The organism is Curtobacterium sp. RM9 (assembly GCF_054956955.1).
On sequence record NZ_CM143271.1, the window covers coordinates 1,047,577 to 1,063,981 of the forward strand.

The 16,405-nt window shown below is 72.8% G+C and carries 12 protein-coding genes; 7 read left to right on the forward strand and 5 right to left on the reverse strand.

Annotated elements, in window-relative coordinates:
- The first annotated feature begins 62 nt into the window (after positions 1–62).
- Complete coding sequence (gene proP, locus ACY3FI_RS04995) at positions 63–1,637, forward strand: glycine betaine/L-proline transporter ProP (protein ID WP_462549647.1); 1,575 nt, start codon at positions 63–65, stop codon at positions 1,635–1,637.
- A 162-nt stretch (positions 1,638–1,799) separates the two neighbouring features.
- Here the strand turns inward: proP and ACY3FI_RS05000 are convergent, their stop codons facing one another.
- From ACY3FI_RS05000 to ACY3FI_RS05015, 4 genes are read right to left on the reverse strand one after another with little or no spacing between them, the layout of a single operon-like run.
- The gene (locus ACY3FI_RS05000) at positions 1,800–3,647 is read right to left on the reverse strand and encodes an ATP-binding cassette domain-containing protein (protein ID WP_462549648.1); all 1,848 of its coding nucleotides are present in this window, start codon (positions 3,645–3,647) and stop codon (positions 1,800–1,802) included.
- Positions 3,644–4,525, reverse strand: a complete 882-nt coding sequence (locus tag ACY3FI_RS05005) for an ABC transporter permease (protein WP_462549649.1) — start codon at positions 4,523–4,525, stop codon at positions 3,644–3,646. The genes ACY3FI_RS05000 and ACY3FI_RS05005 overlap by 4 nt, the downstream gene beginning before the upstream one ends.
- Complete coding sequence (locus ACY3FI_RS05010) at positions 4,522–5,550, reverse strand: ABC transporter permease (RefSeq protein WP_462549650.1); 1,029 nt, start codon at positions 5,548–5,550, stop codon at positions 4,522–4,524. Before ACY3FI_RS05010 ends, ACY3FI_RS05005 begins: the two co-directional genes overlap by 4 nt.
- 29 nt (positions 5,551–5,579) lie before the next feature.
- On the reverse strand, positions 5,580–7,223 hold the full coding sequence (locus tag ACY3FI_RS05015) for an ABC transporter substrate-binding protein (protein ID WP_462549651.1): 1,644 nt from the start codon (positions 7,221–7,223) through the stop codon (positions 5,580–5,582).
- A gap of 32 nt (positions 7,224–7,255) precedes the next feature.
- On the opposite strand from ACY3FI_RS05015, the gene ACY3FI_RS05020 reads away from it, so the two are divergent.
- Both ACY3FI_RS05020 and ACY3FI_RS05025 read left to right on the forward strand, forming a co-directional pair.
- A complete protein-coding gene (locus tag ACY3FI_RS05020; protein WP_462549652.1) occupies positions 7,256–7,855 on the forward strand; it encodes a TetR/AcrR family transcriptional regulator in 600 nt (199 codons plus the stop codon).
- Positions 7,856–7,940: 85 nt separating this feature from the next.
- Positions 7,941–9,521: an ArnT family glycosyltransferase gene (locus ACY3FI_RS05025; protein ID WP_462549653.1), complete on the forward strand. Its 1,581-nt coding sequence runs from the start codon at positions 7,941–7,943 to the stop codon at positions 9,519–9,521.
- Here ACY3FI_RS05025 and ACY3FI_RS05030 read toward each other — a convergent pair.
- Positions 9,507–10,565: a cation diffusion facilitator family transporter gene (locus tag ACY3FI_RS05030; RefSeq protein ID WP_462549654.1), complete on the reverse strand. Its 1,059-nt coding sequence runs from the start codon at positions 10,563–10,565 to the stop codon at positions 9,507–9,509. The two genes, ACY3FI_RS05025 and ACY3FI_RS05030, sit on opposite strands and share 15 nt — an antisense overlap.
- Positions 10,566–10,803: 238 nt before the next feature.
- Between ACY3FI_RS05030 and ileS the strand changes: the two genes are divergently transcribed.
- From ileS to ndk, 4 genes are read left to right on the forward strand one after another with little or no spacing between them, the layout of a single operon-like run.
- Positions 10,804–14,091: an isoleucine--tRNA ligase gene (ileS, locus tag ACY3FI_RS05035; protein ID WP_462549655.1), complete on the forward strand. Its 3,288-nt coding sequence runs from the start codon at positions 10,804–10,806 to the stop codon at positions 14,089–14,091.
- On the forward strand, positions 14,088–15,542 hold the full coding sequence (locus tag ACY3FI_RS05040; protein WP_462549656.1) for a bifunctional folylpolyglutamate synthase/dihydrofolate synthase: 1,455 nt from the start codon (positions 14,088–14,090) through the stop codon (positions 15,540–15,542). Before ileS ends, ACY3FI_RS05040 begins: the two co-directional genes overlap by 4 nt.
- Complete coding sequence (locus ACY3FI_RS05045) at positions 15,539–15,955, forward strand: DUF4233 domain-containing protein (protein ID WP_462549658.1); 417 nt, start codon at positions 15,539–15,541, stop codon at positions 15,953–15,955. The genes ACY3FI_RS05040 and ACY3FI_RS05045 overlap by 4 nt, the downstream gene beginning before the upstream one ends.
- A gap of 26 nt (positions 15,956–15,981) precedes the next feature.
- On the forward strand, positions 15,982–16,401 hold the full coding sequence (ndk, locus tag ACY3FI_RS05050; protein ID WP_462549659.1) for a nucleoside-diphosphate kinase: 420 nt from the start codon (positions 15,982–15,984) through the stop codon (positions 16,399–16,401).
- Positions 16,402–16,405 lie beyond the last annotated feature (4 nt).

The following is a 16,405-nucleotide window of genomic DNA, read 5'->3' on the forward strand; positions in this document are numbered from 1 at the left end:
CTGCACAGTCGCTCTCCGCCGGATGCCCGAAGGCAAGACTCAGCACTACCGGAGGAACGAAGTTGGCACCGAACGAAGCCCAGGAGCACGGCAACCGGCCGCTGCGCACGAAGGCCGCCGCGAAGCGCGCGCGTCGCAAGCTGACCGAGGACGACGTCACCGTCGTCGAGGAGTCGCTGCTCAAGCGTGCCGTCGCCGCCGCCGCGCTCGGCAACGCGATGGAGTGGTTCGACTTCGGCATCTTCGCGTACCTGACGGTCACCATCTCGAAGGTGTTCCTCCCCGCGGGTGACCCGACGTCGAACCTCGTCGCGACCTTCGGCTTCTTCGCCGCGGCCTTCATCGTGCGGCCGATCGGCGGCGCGGTGTTCGGTCCGATCGGCGACAAGATCGGCCGCCAGAAGGTCCTCGCGCTGACGATGATCCTGATGGCCGCCGGCACGCTGATGATCGGCCTCATCCCGTCGTACGACACGATCGGCTTCTGGGCGCCCGTGCTGCTGCTCGTCGCCCGGTTCGTGCAGGGCTTCTCGACCGGTGGTGAGTACGGCGGCGCCGCGACCTTCATCGCCGAGTACTCGCCGGACAAGCGCCGCGGGTTCATGGGCTCCTGGCTCGAGTTCGGCACGCTCGCCGGCTACGTCCTCGGCGCCTCGATCGTCACGGTCCTGCAGTACGCGATGCCCGAGGACGCCCTGCTCAGCTGGGGCTGGCGCATCCCGTTCATGATCGCGGGCCCGCTCGGCCTCATCGGTCTCTACCTGCGCCTCAAGCTGGAGGAGACCCCGGCGTTCCAGAAGCAGCAGGAGCAGGCCGCCGAGCGCGAGTCGCAGAAGACGCCGTTCCTCCGGCTCTTCGCCGAGAACTGGCGCTCGCTGCTCATCTGCATCGGCCTGGTCCTCGTCTTCAACGTGACCGACTACATGCTGCTGTCGTACATGCCGACCTACCTCGAGACGAACCTCGGGCAGAACGCCACGTTCGGCCTGATCCTCATCGTCATCGTGATGATCCTGATGATGGTCGTCATCACGTTCGGCGGGCGGCTGTCCGACCGGTTCGGCCGGCGTCCGGTCCTCGCCGCGGGCTGCATCGGTTTCATCGTGCTGTCCTGGCCGGCGCTCAAGCTCGTGCAGACCGGTACCGGCCCGGGGGTCTTCATCGGCCTGCTCGTGCTCGGCCTCGTGCTCGTGACCTTCACCTCGACGATGCCCTCGACGCTGCCGGCCCTGTTCCCGACGATCATCCGGTACGGCGCCCTCGCGATCGCGTTCAACGTCTCCGTCTCGCTGTTCGGCGGCACCACGCCCCTCGCCACCCAGGCCCTCATCGCCGGGGCGAAGGACGCCGGGCTGTCGTGGGCCGAGGACATCCCCGCCTTCTACCTGATGGCGGCTGCCGTGATCGGCCTCGTCGCCGTGTACTTCACCAAGGAGACGGCCGCGACGCCGCTCATGGGCTCGGGCCCGACCGTCGCGCACGAGGACGAGGTCGCCGGCGTGATCGAGGACTACAACGACCCGACGTCGGAGCTCGCGCAGTCCGACTGGGCGAAGGACTTCTCGACGAGCGAGATCCCGATCATCTCGGGTGACGCCCCGGTCGGCGGCCAGGACAAGGCCTCCGCGGGCTCGTAGCCACCGGGGTCCCTCCGACACCCCCACGAGAGCGACAGATCGCGCCCGGACATCGGGCGCGATCTGTCGCTCTCGCGTGCAGGTCCCGGCAGGGTAGGACCCATCGCGGCAGGGGAGACCGGACGGGGCAGGGGACGGCTCTCGCGACCCCGTCGGGTCAGGTCAGGCAGCGCCGGCGTCGGCGCCCGGACCCGCGGCGAGCCGCCCGGCGGCGTCGAGCAGTCGCGCGGTCACCTGGTGCGAGGGCCGGGCGAAGACCTCGGCTGCGGGGCCGTGCTCCACGACGCGCCCCTCGTGCACGACGAGCACGTCGTCGGCCATCCGCCGGACCGCGCGGAGGTCGTGCGACACGAAGACCATCGCGACGCCCGTGGTGTCCCGCAGTCGTTCGAGCAGCGCGAGCACCGCGTCCTGCACGGTCGCGTCGAGGGCCGTGACCGGCTCGTCGAGCACGATCACCTCGGGCGACGTCGCGAGCGCGCGGGCGATCGCGAGGCGCTGCCGTTGGCCGCCCGAGAGCGTGCGGGGGGAGCGGCGCCGGAGGGCTGGGTCGAGGCCCACCTGCTGCAGGGACGCGTCGATCCGAGGGCCGAGGGCGCCGCGGCCCGACCGCTCGGCGCCGCCGGAGAACGCGTCCGCGAGCACCCGGTCGACGCTCCAGCGCTCGTCGAAGGTGGCGCCGGGGTCCTGCACGACGGCGGCGATGCGGTGCCGGCGGGCGCGGCGGTCGCGCTCGGGCAGCGGTGCCCAGGGCGCGCAGTCGAGGGCGACCGTGCCGGTGTCGGGGGCCTCGAGGCCGAGCAGGACGCGGGCGAGCGTGGTCTTGCCCGAGCCGGAGGCGCCGATCACACCGAGCACCTCGCCCCGGTGGAGCGTGAACGACACGTCGCGCAGCGCGGGCACACCGTCGAACGACCGCCCGACGTCGTCCGCCACGAGGACGGGTGCCGTGCCGTGGCCGGACGGACCGCCGCCCGCGGCACCCGCGGCACCCGCGGCACCCGCGGCACCCGCGGCACCCGCGGCGCCCGCGGCACCCGCGGCGCCCGCGGCACCCGCGGCGCCCGCGGCACCCGCGGCGCCCGCGGCACCCGCGGCGCCCGCGGCACCCGCGGCACCCGCGGGACCTCCGACGGCACCGACGGCACCTGCGGCACCGGCACCGGCGCCGTCGCCCGCGGCACCCGCGCTGTCACCCGTGTCGCCCCCGGTCCCCACGCCGACGGCACCGTCCTGACGTCCCGCGCCCCCACCCGCCGCGCGCACCAACGCCCGCGTCACCCGGTGCGACGGCGCCGCGAACACTCGGGCCACCGGCCCCTCCTCGACGACCCGCCCCGCGTCGAGCACCACCACCCGGTCCGCCCACCCCGCCACGAGCCCGAGGTCGTGCGTGATCACGAGCAGTCCCGCGCCACGCTCCTGCGCCGCCTGGAGCTGCTCCATCACCGTGACGGCGACGCCCGCGTCGAGCGCCGTCGTCGGTTCGTCGGCGACGACCAACGACGGCGATCCGACGGTCGCCGCGGCGATGAGCGCGCGCTGCCGCATCCCACCCGACAGGGTGCCCGCGAGCCGGCGGTCGGTCGCGAGGTCCGGGTCGAGCCCCACCCCGGCGAGCGCGTCGCGCACGGCGCGTACGCGGTCCGCAGCGGACAGGTCGGTGTGGAGCCGGAGGGCGTCGGCGACCTCACGCCCGACGGGACGCAACGGGTCCAACGCGCCCAGCGCCTCCTGGCCGACGTAGCCGATCCGCGACCCGCGGAGGCTGCGCCAGCGGCGTTCGGAGGCGCTCGCGACGTCGGTGCCGGCCACCTCGAGCCGGTCGACACCCACGGTCGCGCCGGGCGCGGAGAGGCCGAGCGCGGCGCGCGCGGTGACGGTCTTGCCGGAGCCGGAGGAGCCGACGAGGGCGACGCACTCACCAGCCGCGACGTGCAGGGCGACGTCGTGCACGACGGGCACGCCGCCGATCGTCACCGACAGGCCGGCGAGGTCGAGCACGTTCACCGCACCGCTCCCGTCCGGCGGATCGCGCGGCCGAGCACGGTGACGGCGGTGGCGAGGACCACGATCGCGAGGCCGGGGAAGGTGCTCATCCACGGCGCGGTCTGCAGGTAGGTGCGGCCGTCGGCGAGCATGGCACCCCACTCCGGTGCCGGCGGCGGGGTCCCGACGCCCAGGTAGCTCAGCGCCGACGCCCAGACGATCGCCTGTCCCACACCGAGCGTCGCGACGGCCACGACGGGCCAGAGCGCCGCGGGCAGCACGTGCCGGACCACGATCCGCGCGGGGGAGCGGCCGAGCAGGACAGCGGTCTCGACGACCTGCGACCGCTGGGCACTCCGCACGAGCCCGCGCACGATGCGGGCGTAGCCGGGGGCGGTCGCGGCGCCGACCGCGAGCGTGGCGGGCACCGGCCCCGGCCCCGTCACCGCGATCACGACGAGCGCGACGAGCAGCAGCGGGAGGGCGAACGCGACCTCGGTCACCCGTCCGACGACGGCGTCGACGACCCGTCCGCCGAGGCCCGCGACCACGCCGAGCACGATGCCCGCGAGGCCGCCGACGAGCGTCGCGACGACCCCGACGACGAGTGACGCCTTGGTGCCCGCGACGACCCTGGCGAGGACGTCCCGCCCGGACTCGTCGGTGCCGAACGGCGCACCCCAGCCCGGCGCCTGCAGCGCGCGGTCCGGGTGCACGGCCAGCGGGTCGCCACCGCCGAGCAGCGCCGGCCAGACCGCGGCCAGCACCGCGAGCACCACCACTCCGGCAGCGACGAGACCGGCCGGCCCGAGCGTCCCCCCACGGAACCGCTCGGACCGCCCGTCCGCCGTCGCACCGGACGCACCGGCCTGGAGGCGCGGCGGGGCGATGCCGCTCACCGCGCGCCCGCCACGTGCCGGTCGGGGCGCGCGGCGCCGACTCGCCCACCTCGCGCGGACCGGCCCGCGGTGCGCGGGTCGACCACCCGCTCGACCAGGTCGGCCACCGCGAGCACCACGACGTAGGCCGCCGCGGAGACGAGGGCGATCCCTGCGACGAGGGGCATGTCCCGCTGCGTCACCGCGGTCACGAGCGCCCGCCCGATGCCCGGCAGCGCGAACACCGACTCGACGACCACGGCCCCCGACACCAGCGATCCGAAGGCCCAGGCGGACAGGGCGATCCCCGGCAGCGCCGCGTGCCGGAGCAGGTGGCGACCGAACAGGCCGGCGCGGGTCTCGCCACGACTGCGGGCGGCGAGGGCGAAGGCCGATCGCTGCGCGTCGACGACGCCGTCGCGCACGGTCTCGGCGAGGTACCCGGCGACCGGGACGGCGACCGTCAGCACCGGGAGGACCCAACCCCGCGGGGTGCCGTCGCTGACCGCGGGCACCCAGCCGAGGGCGCTCGCGAACACCACGATGAGGACGCTGCCCAGCCAGAAGTGCGGGGTGACGCTCGCGGTGACGGTGAGCGCGCCGGTGAGGGCCGCGGCGACCCGACCGCGCTGCGTCGACCACCACGCCGCGAGGACGGCGAGGACCCAGGCCACGACGAGCCCGAGGACCGCGAGCGTCAGCGTGACCGGCAGCTGCTGGCCGAGGAGCGTCGCGACGGGGGTGCGGAAGGCGTAGGAGTCGCCGAGGTGCCCGGTGGCGAGCCGGCCGAGGAACACCGCGTACTGCACGAGCACCGGACGGTCGAGGCCGTACTCGTGCCGCACCTGCGCGACGGCCTCGGCGGAGGCCTGCGAGCCCGGCCCGCCGAGGATCGCGAGGGCCGGGTCGCCGGGGATGAGCCGGATCGCGACGAACACGATGGTCGCGACGGCCCAGAGCACGCCGATCCCGCCGACGACGCGGCGGAGTCCCCACAGGGTCCAGCCGCGCCACGCGGCGGACGCGTGCCGGTGCTCGCGACGCACGCCGTGCCTCCCGTCCGGGTCGTGCTGGGTCAGCGGTCGATCCAGGCGACCCCGAACCAGGGCGTGGACACCGCGGTGGTGTGCACGTCGTGGACGGAGGACCGGATCAGGAAGTGGTTCTGCTGGTCGTACAGCGGCAGGACCGTCCCGCTCGCGAGGATCGTCTCCTGGGCCTGCTGGTAGAGCTTGCCGCGCTCCGAGGAGTCCGAGGTGCGTGCGGCCTGCTGGAGCAGGGCGTCCAGCGCGGGGTCGTCCAGCTGTGCGAGGTTCGCGAAGTACCCGGACGGTGCCGGCTCGATGCTCGCGCTGTCGTAGAGGATGCGCAGGACGTCCGCGCCGACCTTCGTGTACGGGGCGCTGACGACGTCGTACTGGTTCGCCGCGAGGGCCGCGTACCAGCTCGACAGGTCGAGCTCCTTGATCTGCACGTCGAAGCCGACGGCCTTCTCGGACGCCTGGACCTGCTGGAACAGCGAGCGTTCGGCGGGGACCGACTGGTTCGTCGAGACGGGGAAGGTGACCGTGAGCCGCTGGCCGTCCTTCACCCGGACACCATCGCTGCCCTTCTTCCAACCGGCGGCGTCGAGCAACTCCTCCGCCTTCGTCGGGGAGTACCGGAACAGGCTCCTGTCGGAGTACGCGTACGGCTCCACGCTCGAGAGCACCGAGTACGAGCGCTTCGCGGTACCGAGGAACAGCGACTCGATGCCCGGGTCGATCTGCGCACCGGCGATGAAGGCCTTGCGGACGGACTCGTCGCGGAAGACGCCGTGCCCGGAGTTCAGCTCGAGACGGTTCGACGCACCGGGGCGCGGGGCGTCGAGGTCACGGATGGTGCCCTTCGACGAGGCGGCCTTCAGCTGGTCGGGCTGGGCGTTGTCGATGACGTCGACCTGACCGGACTGCAGCGCCGCGTAGCGCGAGGTCGAGTCGGGCAGGAAGCGCCACGAGATGCCGGACAGGCGCGGCTTCGTCGTGCCGTCGAGCGGCGTGTACCGGTCGTTCTTCGCCAGCGTGACGCGGTCGCCGTGCTCCCAGCCGGTGATCGTGAAGGGGCCGGTGCCGACGGGGGACTCGCAGTTCTGCTCCTGCGAGCGCTGCAGGGCCTTCGGGGACTCCATGCCGACCCAGGGCTGCGAGAACGACTCGAGCAGGGCGCTGTCCGGACGGCTCAGCGTCAGCGTGACGGTGTGGTCGTCGGTCGCCGTGGCCTTCGCGATCGACTGCAGCGCGAGGTAGCCCGTGCTGGACGCCGTCGCCGGGTCCTGCACGTGCTCGATGTTCGCGACGACCGCGGCGGCGTCGAACGGGGTGCCGTCGCTGAACGTGACGTCGTCGCGGAGCGTGAAGGTCATCGTCGTGCCGTCGTCGCTCGTCGTCCACGACTCGGCGAGCGCGGGGACCGGCTTGCCGTCGTCGAGGGCGGTGAGCTCCTCGATGTACTGGCTCGAGAGCAGCGCCTGGGGGTAGTTGCCGCCGACGTGCGGGTCGAGGCAGGTGGGCTCGGCGTCGCCGGAGGCGTAGGTGAGCGTGCCGCCGGCGACGGGCGTGCTGCTCGTGCTCGCCTGGCCGCCGGTGCAGGCGGTGAGGGCGAGGAGGGTCGCGGCGGCTCCGGCGACGGCAGCGGCCGTGCGGGCGCGGCGGCGGGTTTTCTGTACTCGGTCCAAGATCATGGCGGACCGAGTCTAGCGGTTTACTGGACGGCATGGACGAACCGATCCGCCGCGGCGGCAGGCCCCGACGGTCGAGCGCGGAGGTCCTGGCGGACGCGGCCGCGGAGCTGTTCCTCGAGCAGGGCTACGCCCGGACGACGGTCGACCAGATCGCCGCTCGTGCCGGGGTGAGCCGGGCCACGTTCTTCAACTACTTCACCGCGAAGTCCGACGTCATGTGGCTCGAACTCGACGCCGCCGTCGCGTCGCTGCCCGGTCACCTCGCCGCCTCGACCGAACCCTCCGCGGTGCGCGCGGTCGAGGCCGCGCTGCTCGCCGCCGCCCGCGGGCACGACCCCGAGCGGGTGCCCTGGGCGATCGCGCAGGCCGAGGTGATGGGCATCGGGCCCGAACTCGTGGCGAGCGTCGCCGCGCGGGTGACCGCGCAACACGCGGCGGTCGCGGGCTTCGTGGCCGCGCGGACGGGGGAGCGTGCGGCGTCACTGTGGCCGCAGACCGTCGCCGGCGCGATGCTCGGCGCCGCTGCCGCAGCCTTCGGTGTGTGGGTGCAGGACGGTGTCGGGCGTCGGCCCCTCGTCGAGTACGTCGGCGCGGCCCTCGCCCCGGTGGTCGCCGGCCTCGACGCCCGCTGACGCGCGACGGACGACCGACGCGGCGGACGGTGGCGCGACCCGCCTGCGCCCGCTGCCGCGTGACGGGCGTGAGAGGATCGTCGGCATGCTGGCGTGGGAGAGACCGGGACGGTGGCCCGTCTTCGTCGTCGTCGCCGCGTTGGGGCTGTTCGTCTGCACCTGGCACATCGGGCGACAGGTCCTCGACGGTGACGAGCTCATCTACACGCAGGCCGGCTGGCAGTACGTGCACGGGATCGTCACCTTCAACCTCGAGCACCCGCCGACGGCGAAGTACCTCTACGGTCTGGCGCAGCTCGTCGTCGGGCAGGGGGTCCTCGGTCCGCGGCTGGTCGCGGCGGCCGCGGTCTTCGGCACGGGTCTCGTGCTGTTCGCGTGGCTGCGTGGGCCACTCGGGCACTGGGGTGGTCTGGCCGCCGCCGCACTCTGGTGGCTGACCCCGCGCGCGAGCGGACCCGATCCGTTCGACCCGGGTTCCGGCACCCCGGTGCGGATCGACCGGATCGCGCTCCTCGAACCCGTCATGGTGTTCTTCGTCGTCGTGGCGCTCGCCGCCGGGTGGGCCTGGATGACGACCAGCAGTCGCTGGCGCTGGGTGTGGGCGGGCGCAGCGGGGGCGGCCCTCGCGCTCGCCGTCACGTCGAAGGTGACGGCTGCGCTCTTCGTCGTCGCGCTCATCGTCCTGCCGGTCCTGTTCCGGCGGTGGTGGGACCTGCTCGTCGGCGGCGCGATCGCCGCCGCGGCCTTCGTCGTCACGTTCGTGGCGCTCTACGCCCCGGTCGGCATGGTCCGTGCGATCCGGTACATGCTCGAGTTCCAGAGCGCGCACGACGTGAACGGCCACCTGGTCGAGATCGCCGGGCACACCTACCGGTTCGCCCCGTGGTGGGCGCAGTACTGGTACATGGCGCGTGGCGTGACCCCGCTGATGGTCGTCGTGCTCGTGGTCGGGGTGCTCGCCGCGCTCGCCGTCCGGCCGGGGCGTCTCGTGGGCTACCTGCTCGCCGCGACCGTCCCCGTCATGGTGTTCTTCGCCTCGTCCGTGGTCGCGCTGGGGCACTACTACGACGCCTGGATGCCGGTGGTGATCGCGCTCGCCGTCGTCGGCTACGTGCGGCTGGCACAGGTCGCGCTCGCCGGTCGTCGCCCGTGGATCGACCGGGCCGGGGCGTCCGACGCGCCCGTGGCACCGGCTCGGCGGGCGGCGTCCGGTCGGCGTGCCCTGCCCGCACGGTCCCGGGCGGCGGTGACGATGCGGGTCGCAGCCGCCGCGCTCGTCGTGCTGGGCGTGGGCGGAGCGGTCGTCCCGGCGGTCCAGGTCACCGCGGCGGTCGCACGGGTCCGGCCCTCGGGGCTCGGCCTGCTCGACCAGGAGCTCCGCGCGCACGGCGTCGACGGCGGCCGCATCCTGTTCACCTCGTACGGGGCGCCCGGCTGGCGGCCCTACTTCGCCGACCGCGGGATCGACGTCCCCGTCGACGGGCAGTACGGAGCGATCGTGCAGGGGCAGGACGCGCGCTTCCCGGTCCCCGCCCAGGTGCGCTCGTTCCTCGCCGCAGAGCGGTCGCGGCTGGTCTTCTTCCGCGTCGACGACCTGCAGGTGTGGGTCCCACGCGGTGGGGGCGAGATCGTGGTGCGCGGGGAGACCGTGTCACTCGGTCGCTGACGCGTCCTGTCGCTGGTCCACCCGGAGCGTGCCGGCCCCGCCCGCGGCGACGTCCTCGACCGTGCCGTCCCGCACCACCTCGGGCACCTCGCGGTCGGTCGGCGTGAGCGACCGGTCCTGCGGGTAGCTCAGGGTGAGGACGGCCTCCTCGATGTACTGGCTGTCCTCGAGCGACGCCTCGACGTTGCGCAGCCGCACCGCCACGTGCTCCTCGTCCTCGTTGCCGACCAGGTCCACCGCGGCGACGAGGTACACCCGCGACGGTCCGACGAACTCCAGGTGCAGGTACGTCACGCGCTCGATCTGCTCGCGGGCGAGCAGTTCGACGAGCACGGCGTTCTCGAGCTCCGGCGAGGTGCTCTCGCCGAGCAGGAACCGACGGTTGCGGTCGATGAGCACGATCGCGACGACGCCGAGCAGCAGTCCGACGGCGATCGACCCGATCGCGTCGAAGACCGCGAGCCCGGTCAGCTGGTGCAGGAGCACGCCGAGGAACGCGATGACGAGGCCGACCAGCGCGGCGGCGTCCTCGGCGAAGACGGCGCGGAGCGTGGGGTTCGACGACTGCAGGACGTGTCGCAGCACCGGGACGCGCCGCTTCGACGCGGCACCGTGGGCCTGGCGGTAGGCCTGCAGGAAGCTCGTCCCCTCGAGGCAGAACGACAGCCCGAGGACGACGTAGTTGAGCACGACGTCCTCGGCAGGTCCGGTCTCGCCGAGTTCCGAGATGCCGTGGGTGATCGACACGATGGCACCCGCGGTGAACAGCCCGAAGGCGGCGAACATCGACCAGATGTACGTCTCCCGCCCGTACCCGAGCGGGTGCTTCGCGTCGCGCTTCCGGGCACCGCGCCGTTCGGCGACGAGCAGGAAGATCTCGTTCCCGGTGTCGGCCCACGAGTGGGCGGCCTCGGCGACCATCGAGGCGGAACCGGACAGGAGGGCGGCGATCGACTTCGCGACGGCGACGAGGAGGTTCGCCGCGAACGCGATGACGACGGTGAGCAGGGACTCGGGACGGTCCTGCTTGTCGGACGAGGGCATCGCTCCAGCATGCTCCGACTCTTGTAGACTCGTCCCATCAGGCGTCGATCCGGCCATCACCGGTGAGCCTCCGGAAGAACGCGGCAGCACCACCGCCGTCAGTAGAACCGGGCGGACCGGACCGCACCCTCTCCGGCAACGAGCGGTCGTCGGCAGCACCAGCGCCGACGGCAAGCGAGGTGGTACCGCGGAGCACGCTCCGTCCTCGTGGAGATGACCGAACCCACGAGGAGCCCCGGTGCGCTACCCCCTGAACCGTCCCGACGCCGACGACACCGCTGCCGGCGTCTCCCCGTCGCCGTCGTTCCCCGCCGTCGAGCGGGGCATCCTCGCCTTCTGGAAGGGCGACGACACCTTCCAGGCGTCCATCGACCAGCGCGAGGGCTGCCCGGAGTGGACGTTCTACGACGGCCCGCCCTTCGCCAACGGCCTGCCGCACTACGGGCACCTGCTGACCGGGTACGCGAAGGACGTCTTCCCGCGGTACCAGACCATGCGCGGCAAGCAGGTGCACCGCCGCTTCGGCTGGGACACCCACGGTCTGCCCGCCGAGCTCGAGGCGATGCGCCAGCTCGGCATCACCGAGAAGCACCAGATCGACGACATGGGTGTCGACGTGTTCAACGCTGCTGCGAAGGCGTCCGTGCTGCAGTACACCGACGAGTGGCAGGCGTACGTCACCCGCCAGGCGCGCTGGGTCGACTTCGAGGACGACTACAAGACCCTCGACGTCACCTTCATGGAGAGCGTCCTGTGGGCGTGGAAGCAGCTCTGGGACAAGGGCCTGGCGTACGAGGGCTTCCGGGTCCTGCCGTACTGCTGGAACGACCAGACGCCGCTGTCGAACCACGAGCTCCGCATGGACGACGACGTCTACAAGATGCGCCAGGACCAGTCGGTGACCGTGGCCTTCCCGCTGCGGGGTGCCCGCGCCGCCGAGCTCGGGCTCGAGGGCGTCCGTGCGCTCGCGTGGACGACGACCCCCTGGACGCTGCCGACGAACGCGGCGCTCGCCGTCGGACCGGCGATCGCCTACGCGGTCGTCCCGGCCGGCCCTGGAGGCGCGGCTGACGGTGGCGACGCCGGCTCGGCTCGCTACCTCCTGGCTTCGGACACCGTGGCGGCCCACGCGAAGGACCTCGGCTACGAGTCGGCCGACGACGCGCTCGCCGCCGTGCTCCGCACGGTCGCCGGCGCCGAGCTCGACGGCGTCGAGTACCACCGCCTGTTCGACTTCCTGGCGGACCAGGAGGGCTACGAGCGCGCCTGGCGCATCCTCGTCGCCGAGTACGTCGAGACGGGCGAGGGCACGGGCATCGTGCACCAGGCCCCGGCGTACGGCGCCGACGACCAGGAGGTCTGCGCAGCCGCCGGCATCCCGGTCGTGCTCTCCCTCGACGAGGGGGGCGTCTTCACCGCGCAGTTCGGCGAGGTCGCCGGCATGCTCTGGTCGGACGCCAACAAGCCGCTCACCAAGGCCGTGCGCGAGTCGGGCCGACTGCTCCGGCAGGCGTCCTACGAGCACAGCTACCCGCACTGCTGGCGCTGCCGCAAGCCGCTCATCTACAAGGCGGTCTCGTCGTGGTTCGTCCGCGTCACGGAGTTCCGTGACCGCATGGGCGAGCTCAACCAGGACATCAACTGGGTGCCGGACAACGTCAAGGACGGCCAGTTCGGCAAGTGGGTCGGCAACGCGATCGACTGGTCGGTCTCCCGCAACCGCTACTTCGGCACGCCGATCCCGGTGTGGGTCTCGGACGACCCGGCGTACCCGCGTCAGGACGTCTACGGCTCGCTCGAGGAGCTCGAGCGCGACTTCGGTCGGCTGCCGTTGAACGCCGACGGCGAGGTCGACCTGCACCGTCCGTTCATCGACGAGCTGACCCGACCGAACCCGGACGACCCGACCGGGAAGTCGACCATGCGCCGCATCTCGGACGTGTTCGACGTCTGGTTCGACTCCGGCTCGATGCCGTACGCGCAGGTGCACTACCCCTTCGAGAACCGCGAGTGGTTCGAGGAGCACAGCCCCGCCGACTTCATCGTCGAGTACATCGGGCAGACCCGCGGTTGGTTCTACGTCATGCACGCGCTGTCGACCGCGCTGTTCGACCGCCCGGCCTTCCGGAACGTCATCAGCCACGGCATCGTGCTCGGCTCGGACGGCCAGAAGATGTCCAAGTCGCTCCGGAACTACCCGGACGTGTCCGAGGTCTTCGACCGCGACGGCGCCGACGCCATGCGCTGGTTCCTGATGTCGTCGTCGGTGATCCGCGGCGGCAACCTCGTCGTGACCGAGGAGGGCATCCGCCAGGGCGTGCGCGAGTTCCTGCTCCCGCTGTGGTCGACGTACTACTTCTTCACTCTCTACGCCAACGCCTCCGGCGAGAACGGGGCTGGGACATCCGAGGGGTACGGGGCCGCACGCCGCACCGACAGCACCGACGTGCTCGACCGGTACCTGCTCGCGAAGACCCGCGTGCTCGTGGCGGACGTGACGACGCACCTCGACGCGCTGGACACCCCGCTCGCGGCGCAGGCCGTGCGTGACTTCGCCGACGTGCTGACGAACTGGTACGTCCGCCGGTCGCGCGACAAGTTCTGGCTCGGTGCGGGGTCCTCGCCCGAGGCGCAGGCCGCGTTCGACACGCTGTACACCGTGCTCGAGACCCTCACCCGGGTCGCCGCGCCGCTCGCACCGCTCGTCACGGAGGAGATCTGGAAGGGCCTCACCGGCGGGCGCAGCGTGCACCTGGAGGACTTCCCGCAGCCTGACGAGTTCCCCGCCGACGACGCCCTCGTCGCCGCGATGGACCGCGTGCGCGACGTCGCCTCGAAGGGCCTCGCGCTCCGCAAGGCGACGGGGCGTCGCGTCCGGCTGCCCCTCGCGACACTGACGCTGGTCGTGCCGGACCCGACGGCGATCGAGCCGTTCGCGGACATCCTCCGCGACGAGCTCAACGTCAAGCGGGTCGTGCTCGAGCAGCAGGAGGAGTCCTCGCTCGGTCGGTACGGCATCGAGCGGAAGCTCACCGTCAACGCCCGTGCCGCCGGCCCGCGCATCGGCAAGCAGGTGCAGCAGGTGATCCCGGCCGCCAAGAAGGGCGACTGGGTCGCGACCGAGACCGGTGTGACCGTCGGCGGCGTGGACCTCGTCGAGGGCGAGTACACGCTCGACCTCACCGTGGCGGACGACTCCGTCGCGGTGGCGTTCCTCGACGGCGGCGGCTTCGCGGTGCTCGACACCGTGACCACGCCCGAGCTCGAGGCCGAGGGGCTCGCCCGCGACGTCGTCCGCGCCGTCCAGCAGGCCCGCCGCGATGCGGACCTCGACGTGAGCGACCGGATCGTCCTGACGCTGCGGGTGTCGGAGGGCGCCGACGGGCCGGTCCGCGAGCACGAGCAGCTCATCGCGGGGGAGACCCTGTCGACGAGCGTCGAGATCACCACCGCCACGTTCGCTCCCGGCGAGGGCTCGGACGTCGGCGACGGTGCCAAGGTGTCCGTGGAGGTGGCACGCGCATGAGCGACTACGACGACGACCACGAGACCCCGTCCGAGGACGGCATCGAGATCCCCGTCGGCCCCGCGGCCGACGGCACCCCGGCCGAGGCCGTCCCCTTCGGCGGCGACGACGACGAGGTGCGGCGGGTCGAGGCGGCGCTGTACGCCCGGATCGGCGAGCAGTCGCCCGAGCACCGACTCGGGGCCACGCGCCGCGCGGTCGAGCTGCTCGCCGACCCGCACCTGGCGTACCCGGTGATCCACCTCACCGGCACGAACGGCAAGACCTCGACCGCGCGGATGACCGAGAGCATCGTCCGGGCGCACGGCCTCCGGACCGGACTGATGACGAGTCCGCACCTCGTGTCGATCCGGGAGCGCATCGTCATCGACGGCGCCCCGATCGCACCGGACCGCTTCGTCGAGAACTGGGACGACATCGCGCCCGTGCTCGACATCACCGACCAGGAGCTCGCCGCGAAGGGCGAGCTGCCGCTGACCTTCTTCGAGGCGCTCACCGTCCTCGCCCTGGCGTGCTTCGCCGAGGCACCGGTCGACGTCGCCGTGATCGAGGTCGGCATGGGCGGCGAGTGGGACTCCACCAACGTCGTGCAGAGCCAGGTGCAGGTCTTCACGCCGATCGCGATCGACCACGCCAAGCAGCTCGGCAACACCGTCGCCGAGATCGCCCGCACGAAGTCCGGCATCGTGAAGCCGTCCTCGTCGGTCGTGTCGAGCGCGCAGGCGCCCGAGGCGCTCGCCGAACTGCAGCGCGCCGCGGAGCTCACCGAGTCGACCCTCGCGGTCGAGGGTGACGGCTTCCGGCTGCTCGACGTGACGCCGGCGGTCGGCGGGCAGCTCGTCACCGTGCAGGGCCTCGCCGGTCGCTACGACGACCTGTTCCTGCCGCTCTTCGGCGCGCACCAGGCGCACAACGCCGCCGTCGCGATCGCCGCGGTCGAGTCGTTCATCGGCCGGGCCGCGCAGCCGCTCGACGAGGACGTCCTCTCCGAGGGCCTCGCCGGCGCGACGAGCCCTGGCCGCCTGCAGCCGATCGCGCAGGAGCCGACCGTCGTGGTCGACGCCGCACACAACCCGCACGGGGCCCGTGCCCTCGCCGAGGCGCTGCCGGTCGCCTTCCCGGCCGAGCACGTCGTCGGCGTGGTCGGGATCCTCGGCGACAAGGACGCCCGTGGCTTCGTCCGCGCCCTGAAGGACACGGTGCAGACGTTCGTCGTCACGCAGCCACCCGGTGACCGGGCCCTCGACGCGGACGCCTTCGCCCGGATCGTCGTCGACGAGGTCGGCGAGGACCGCGTGGTCGTCGAGCCCGACCTCGCCGCTGCGCTGCAGGAGGCGCGTGACCTCGCGGACGAGGCGGACGCCGAGGACGCCCTCGTGCTCGTCGCGGGCTCGATCGTGATGGTGGGCCGGGTCATGGACCTGGTGCACGCGGAAGGCGGGGCGGCATGACGGACGCGCCCCGCGCCTCCCGTCCGGGCCGCGCTCCCCGGACCCGGGGACCGCGCCGCCAGCGCGGTGCCCGCGAGAGCCTGCTGTCGATCGCGCTCGTCCTCGAGGCGATCATGTTCTTCTTCCCGATGCTCGTCGTCTACGGCAAGGGGACGCTGCCGCCGGCGCTGGCCTTCGGCGGGGGCATCGCGGCGATCATCGTCCTCGCAGCCGCCTCACGCCTGACGGGCAACCCGGCCGGTGTATGGTTCGGGTGGCTGCTGCAGGCGGCCATCCTCGCCACCGGCTTCATCGAGCCGTTCATGTTCGCGGTGGCCGTGGTGTTCCTGGCGCTGTGGGTGTTCTGCTTCGTCAAGGGCGGTCAGCTCGACCGGCAGAACGCCGCGCGACGAGCCGCGCTGGGCGAGGACTGACCACCACCGAACCACAGGAGAACTGCGTGTCCGATCTCGAAGAGACCCTCGTCCTCGTCAAGCCCGACGGCGTCGCCCGCCAGCTCACCGGTGAGATCCTCCGGCGGATCGAGGCCAAGGGCTACGAGATCGTCGACCTGAAGATGCTGACCGCGCCGCGTGAGCTGCTCGACCAGCACTACGAAGAGCACCAGGGCAAGCCGTTCTTCGAGCCGCTCGTCGAGTTCATGCAGTCCGGCCCCGTCGTCGCCGTGCGCGTCGCGGGCAACGCCGCGATCCAGGGCTTCCGCTCGCTCGCCGGCACCACCGACCCGACGACCGCCGCGCCCGGCACCATCCGCGGCGACCTCGGCCGCGACTGGGGGCTCAAGGTCCAGCAGAACCTCGTGCACGGGTCGGACAGCCCCGAGTCGGCGGCGCGCGAGCTCGCGCTCTGGTTCGCCTGAGCGA